Annotated in this window: 4 protein-coding genes; 3 read left to right on the forward strand and 1 reads right to left on the reverse strand. The window is 58.3% G+C overall.

Annotation, left to right across the window (positions count from 1 at the left end; all coding sequences use genetic code 11):
• Positions 1-106 precede the first annotated feature (106 nt).
• From ACTJKM_RS27545 to ACTJKM_RS27555, 3 genes are all read left to right on the forward strand, one after another.
• Positions 107-1,441: an NAD(P)/FAD-dependent oxidoreductase gene (locus ACTJKM_RS27545; RefSeq protein ID WP_113398626.1), complete on the forward strand. Its 1,335-nt coding sequence runs from the start codon at positions 107-109 to the stop codon at positions 1,439-1,441.
• Between the two features lie 151 nt (positions 1,442-1,592).
• Entirely contained in the window at positions 1,593-3,536 is a 1,944-nt protein-coding gene (acs, locus tag ACTJKM_RS27550) for an acetate--CoA ligase (protein WP_440661394.1), read from the forward strand.
• A 35-nt stretch (positions 3,537-3,571) separates the two neighbouring features.
• Positions 3,572-4,201 (forward strand): adenylate kinase, encoded by a 630-nt coding sequence (locus ACTJKM_RS27555; protein WP_113399714.1) that lies wholly within the window; start codon positions 3,572-3,574, stop codon positions 4,199-4,201.
• 113 nt (positions 4,202-4,314) lie between these two features.
• On the opposite strand, the gene ACTJKM_RS27560 is transcribed toward ACTJKM_RS27555, so the two are convergent.
• Positions 4,315-5,940 carry an ISL3 family transposase gene (locus ACTJKM_RS27560; protein ID WP_246812924.1) on the reverse strand — a complete coding sequence of 542 codons (1,626 nt, stop codon included), beginning with the start codon at positions 5,938-5,940 and terminating at the stop codon, positions 4,315-4,317.
• Positions 5,941-6,000: the final 60 nt, after the last annotated feature.

Consider the following 6,000-nt stretch of genomic DNA (forward strand, 5'->3'; position numbering starts at 1 on the left):
GTCGACGCCCCGAGCGTCGGGAATATCCCGTGTTCACGACGACTAACTAAGCTTTTATCGTTCCTGTCGAAGGTGACCGGAGCACCATGCCAGAGGAAGAGTGACTATGCCGGTCCAGGTTCAGAAAGTAAGTGATAGCGCCTCTTTTCCAACCCACGTCGACGTCGTTGTCATCGGGGCGGGGATCGTGGGCACCTGCACGGCCTATGAACTCGCCCGCAAAGGGGTTTCCGTTGCTCTACTCGAAAAAGGCATTGTCGCTGGCGAGCAGTCGAGCCGCAATTGGGGATGGGTTCGCCAGCAGAACCGCGACCTGTATGAACTTGCGCTGGCCATGTACAGTCTACGGCGCTGGGAGGAACTGAGCACCGAGACTGGTCGTGATCTCGGCTTCCGTCGTACCGGGATACTTTACTGCACGAAGAACGAGGCTGATGTCGCCCGATGGGAAAAGTGGGGAGAGGCAGCACGCGTTCAAGGATTTCATAGCCAGATCCTCAGTGCCGCCGAGGCCAACGAGCGGGCTTCAGGCGGTACATCCTCGTGGATCGGCGGCGTTTGGTCCCCGACCGATGGGAGAGCTGAGCCTAGTCTTGCTGTGCCTGCCATCGCCGAGGCCGCGAAGGAAAACGGCGTATCACTCCATCAAAACTGCGCCGTTCGGGGCCTCGATATTGCGAGTGGCCGGGTAACAGGGGTGTGGACAGAGCGGGGACTTGTGAAGGCCGGTACTGTTGTTTGCGCTGGCGGGGCATGGGCTTCCCGGTTTTCTCATCGATATGGCATTGAGCTTCCAGTCGCAAACATCTCCGGGACCGCAATTAAGACGACTCCGGCGCCCGAAATCACTCAAGCGGGATGCCTCTCGGCTTCAAACTTCGTGTTGCGGCGCCGGACAGACGGCGCCTACACGATCGCCGTACCGGGGCGCGGCACGCTCGACATCACGCCGCGGGGAATGCGATACGCATTCAAATTCTACCAGATGTACCGGAGCAAGATTGGCAAGAAGCTGAAGTACCGTCTGAACGGCAGCTTCTGGAATGGGCCTGATGCTTTCAGTAACTGGGAGAACGATCAAATCTCGCCGTTTGAAAAAAACCGCATCCTGGATCCTGCGCCCGACGGGGATCTCGTGAAGCTCGCATTGAAGAATCTTGTAATCGAATACCCAGCGCTCAAAGGAATCGGGGTCGAGCGCGCGTGGGGAGGGCTAATCGATACTTCGCCAGATCTCGTCCCCGTTATTTCAAGAGTGGAACAACTGCCTGGTTACGTGATTGCCGCGGGGTTCAGCGGACACGGCTTTGCCATCGGACCGGGCGCCGGCCGGTTGGTCAGCGAGATCGTCATGAACGAGACCACGATCACGGACATCTCACCCTATAGGCTGAGCCGCTTCAGCGACGGCTCGACGATCAGGCGGCCGGAAATGATGTAACGGATTTCGTCGGTCGCAGTCCAAGCTGCTGTCAGTGCTCATGAACGGGCCTCAGACCGATATTGGTGAGGATATCAACCAGTCAGAACCGGCTTCAAGATACTGCTTGAGCGGAATCAGTTTTCAGGAGCCTAGGAGAGGGAGCTAAACTGTGGTCCTCGAGCGCTACACCGTGCCGCGCGTTGTGCGGCAGCGAGCATTCATAGACCGGGAGAAGTACCTGAAATGGTACGAGGAGAGTGTTTCGGACCCGGAAAAGTTCTGGGGCAAGCACGGCAAGCGGATTGACTGGTTCAAGCCCTATACGAAGGTCAAGAACACGTCGTTCAAGGGCAAGGTTTCGATCAAGTGGTATGAAGACGGGCTCACCAACGTCTCTTACAACTGCATCGACCGCCACCTGAAGACGCATGGCGAAAAGACCGCGATCATCTGGGAAGGTGACAACTCCTACATCGACAAGAAGATCACCTACAACCAGCTCTACGAGCAGGTTTGTCGCCTCGCGAACGTCTTGAAGAAGCACGGCGTCAAGAAGGGCGACCGCGTCACCATCTACATGCCGATGATCCCGGAAGCGGCCTTTGCGATGCTCGCCTGCTCTCGCATTGGCGCCATCCATTCGGTCGTCTTTGGCGGCTTCTCGCCGGATGCGCTGGCCGGCCGTATCGTCGACTGCGAGTCCACCTTCGTCATCACCTGCGATTGGGGCGTGCGTGGCGGAAAGCCGGTTCCGCTCAAGGAAAACACCGACACGGCGATCGACATTGCCGCCAAGCAGCATGTCATCGTCAACAAGGTGCTGGTGGTTCGCCGTACCGGCGGCAAGACCGCCTGGGCACCTGGCCGCGACCTCTGGTATCACCAGGAAATCGCGACCGTGAAGCCGCATTGTGAGCCGGCAAAGATGAAGGCGGAAGATCCGCTGTTCATCCTCTACACCTCGGGCTCCACCGGCAAGCCGAAGGGCGTGCTGCACACGACCGGCGGTTATCTCGTCTATGCGTCGATGACGCATGAATATGTCTTCGACTACCGCGACGGCGAAGTCTATTGGTGTACCGCGGACGTGGGCTGGGTTACCGGCCACTCCTACATCGTCTACGGCCCGCTCGCGAATGCGGCAACGACCGTGATGTTCGAGGGTGTTCCGAATTTTCCGGATGCTGGCCGCTTCTGGGAAGTGGTCGACAAGCACAAGGTCAACGTCTTCTACACCGCCCCGACGGCAATCCGCTCGTTGATGGGTGCCGGCGACGACTTCGTCAAGCGCTCGTCGCGCTCGTCGCTCCGCCTGCTCGGCTCGGTTGGTGAGCCGATCAACCCCGAAGCCTGGGAGTGGTACTACAACGTCGTCGGCGAGCAGAAGTCGCCGATCGTCGATACCTGGTGGCAGACGGAGACCGGCGGCATCCTGATCACGCCGCTGCCGGGCGCCACCGATCTCAAGCCCGGTTCCGCCGCGGGACCGTTCTTCGGTGTTCAGCCGCAGCTCGTCGACAATGAAGGCAACGTGCTCGAGGGTGCCGCCGACGGCAACCTTTGCATCGTCGACAGCTGGCCGGGCCAGATGCGCACGATCTATGGCGACCATGCACGTTTCGGCCAGACCTACTTCGCCACCTACAAGGGCAAGTATTTCACCGGTGACGGCTGCCGCCGCGACGAGGACGGCTACTACTGGATCACCGGTCGCGTCGACGATGTCTTGAACGTCTCCGGCCACCGTCTCGGCACGGCCGAGGTCGAATCGGCATTGGTATCGCACCAACTGGTTTCGGAAGCCGCCGTCGTTGGCTATCCGCACCCGATCAAGGGCCAGGGCATCTATTGCTACGTGTCGCTGATGGCCGGCGAAATCGGCAATGACGAGTTGCGTCAGGCCCTGGTGAAGCATGTGCGTTCGGAAATCGGCCCGATCGCCACGCCCGACAAGATCCAGTTCGCGCCGGGCCTGCCGAAGACCCGCTCGGGCAAGATCATGCGCCGCATCCTGCGCAAGATCGCCGAAGACGATTTCGGCGTGCTCGGCGATACCTCGACGCTCGCGGATCCCGCGGTGGTCGACGATCTGATCGCCAACCGCCAAAGATGAAGACTCGGGACATAACGAGAGGTGAGGAAAAGAAATTGAAGTTGATATTACTAGGCCCGCCGGGCGCAGGGAAGGGCACTCAAGCCAATTGTATATCTCAGCGATTTGGCATTCCGCATCTCTCGACAGGTGACATGCTCCGGGCTGAAATTCGAGCCGGAACTTCGTTCGGGGCGAAGCTCCGGTCGACGTTGGGGGCTGGTGCTCTACTAGATGACGAGACGATCTCTGAAATAGTCGCGCTTCGACTTCGCCAGCCAGATGTGGCCGCAGGTTTTATTCTCGACGGGTATCCACGAACGCTGGTCCAAGCCGATGCATTGGACGATATGCTGGTTGGAGACCCGATTTCTGCTGTCATAGAACTCGTCGTCAACGAAGACATTCTATATGACCGGATCCGCGCACGCGCCACTCAGGCAATCGACGCAGGAGCGGAGGTCCGATCAGACGACAATGCGGAAACGCTTCAGGCTCGATTAAGCGCCTACTATCAAGCGACGCATCCGTTGTCGCAGCACTACGCGGAGAGAGGCGTCTTGAAGCAGATCGATGGTCTTGCTTCGATAGATGATGTTACACAGGAGATTGCAAACCTGCTCACCGGTGTGGAAAAAACCGATACTAGGCAGAGTGTTTATACACATGAAAGGGATAGCCTTTAGGTGGGTTCACGTCACGCGAAAGTGTGCGGTCTTCTTCTCTCCGTCGGGACGAATTAGCGGTGGAGCATTGTGGCTGGCTGAACTTGCACATGAGCTGCATAAACGGTTCATCCTCAATTTCTGTGATTCAGTGGCAGCATTCTCGCCCTCATCAGTTGTGGGCCGGCGCGACCGTACATTGCTCGCTTCAGCATCTTGAGGCGGTTGATCTGCCCTTCGGCTTGACCGTTGCTCCACGGGAGTTCGATTGCATTTTTGACGGCATCAATATCCCGGCGCAAAACGCTGGCGAAACGCATGATTGCCGTGAGCTCGGTGTCGATGGCATCGTCGATCCATTCATCCAGCGCGTCCGGGCTCCTGCTGCGCAAGATGCCGTTGAAGCGCATGGCCAAGCCACGCATTATGGCGAACGCTCGAGAGCCCTGCTTCAATGCATCGACGTTTCTGGCCTGGCGATCTGTCAGCAAGCCGCGCGGCTTTATGCACAAAGCGGCTGCCACCACAGACGAGATCATATGGCCCGTGTCAGGATCGCGGACGGGTTCTGAAACATCCGTCTCCGGAAGCGGCTCGTCGGGTTGAATGTTTTCGACCTCACGCCACACCTTCAACAGGCGCTCCAGATTGGAGCGGCTGCCCGTGTAGCCGCGGTTCTTGATGTCGTAAAACAGATGGCGCCCAATGCGGTTTCCATTCCTCCAGCATTCAGCCAGAAATGTTTCAAAATACAGTGGCGATGTCGGATTCAATGTCGCTCGGTTTCTGTCTCGAGGCGCATTGGAAGTAAGCCAATTCGCGATGCTGCGGCGCTCGTATCCGGTCCGCCTTGCAATCTCGCTGTAGGTGAGGCCCTGCTGCCGCAAAGCTTGAAACGTGTCGAATATTTCCTGACGAGATTGCCTGTGCGCCAAGCGGGCACGGCGCTGCTGTGACCTGGCGCTGGCGATAGCATCTTCAGAGAGAATGGGTCTAACATTGGCGTGACCGTACACGCTCATCTGTTCCTTGATCGCCTCCCTGAGATTTTGGACCAGATGAAAACGGTCAGCCACCTGGAGGGCCTGCGGGGCGCCCTCTCGGGCTGCCTGAGCATACAAACCACAGCGATCTCGGCTCACGACCTCGATCGTCGGACGTTCTTGCAACCAAGATTTTGCGCTCTCGACGCTGCGGTCCTCCAAAACATCGACGACCGAATGACGCTCAAGATCGACCATGATCGTCCCGTACCGCGAGGAATGCCGCCAGCTCCAATCATCGATGCCCACAACCCGAATAGTGTCTTTTTGCGTGGACGCCGGATTATCGCGCTTCAATTGCCGCAAGATCGTGTCGTCGCTGACCGGCATGCCAAGCCGATGCAGCAAGTGCTCACCTGGGCGACCGCCCATCCTGTGGCCAATCAAGCCCACAATCTCAGCCATCCGTTCAGTTCGTCGCATGTAGGGTGAAGCAATCTCAGGCAACCTGTCGGTGAAGGTTCGTCGCCCGCATTTCCGGTGTCTGCACTGCCACCGGTTCAGTGCGAGCTCGATTTTCACAACTTGACCTTGAACAGGCAAGTCCTGGAGGCGGCGGTTGTGCCAGCCGTGGCGATGCCGGCTTTGCGTTCCACAATCCGGGCAGATACCGACAGGTTTCGCAGCGGCAGAAACAACCCAGTTTTCTTCATCTTGAACGGTAATACCCAGAACCTTGACCCCTGGGCCGGGTGACCATTTCAATTGCGCTCGCATCCCCGCAGATAGCAGTCGAGGCGCTAACACTCTGTTAACCACAGAAATTGAGGAAGAACC

The organism is Ensifer sp. 22460, from assembly GCF_052044935.1.
GTDB lineage: Bacteria > Pseudomonadota > Alphaproteobacteria > Rhizobiales > Rhizobiaceae > Ensifer.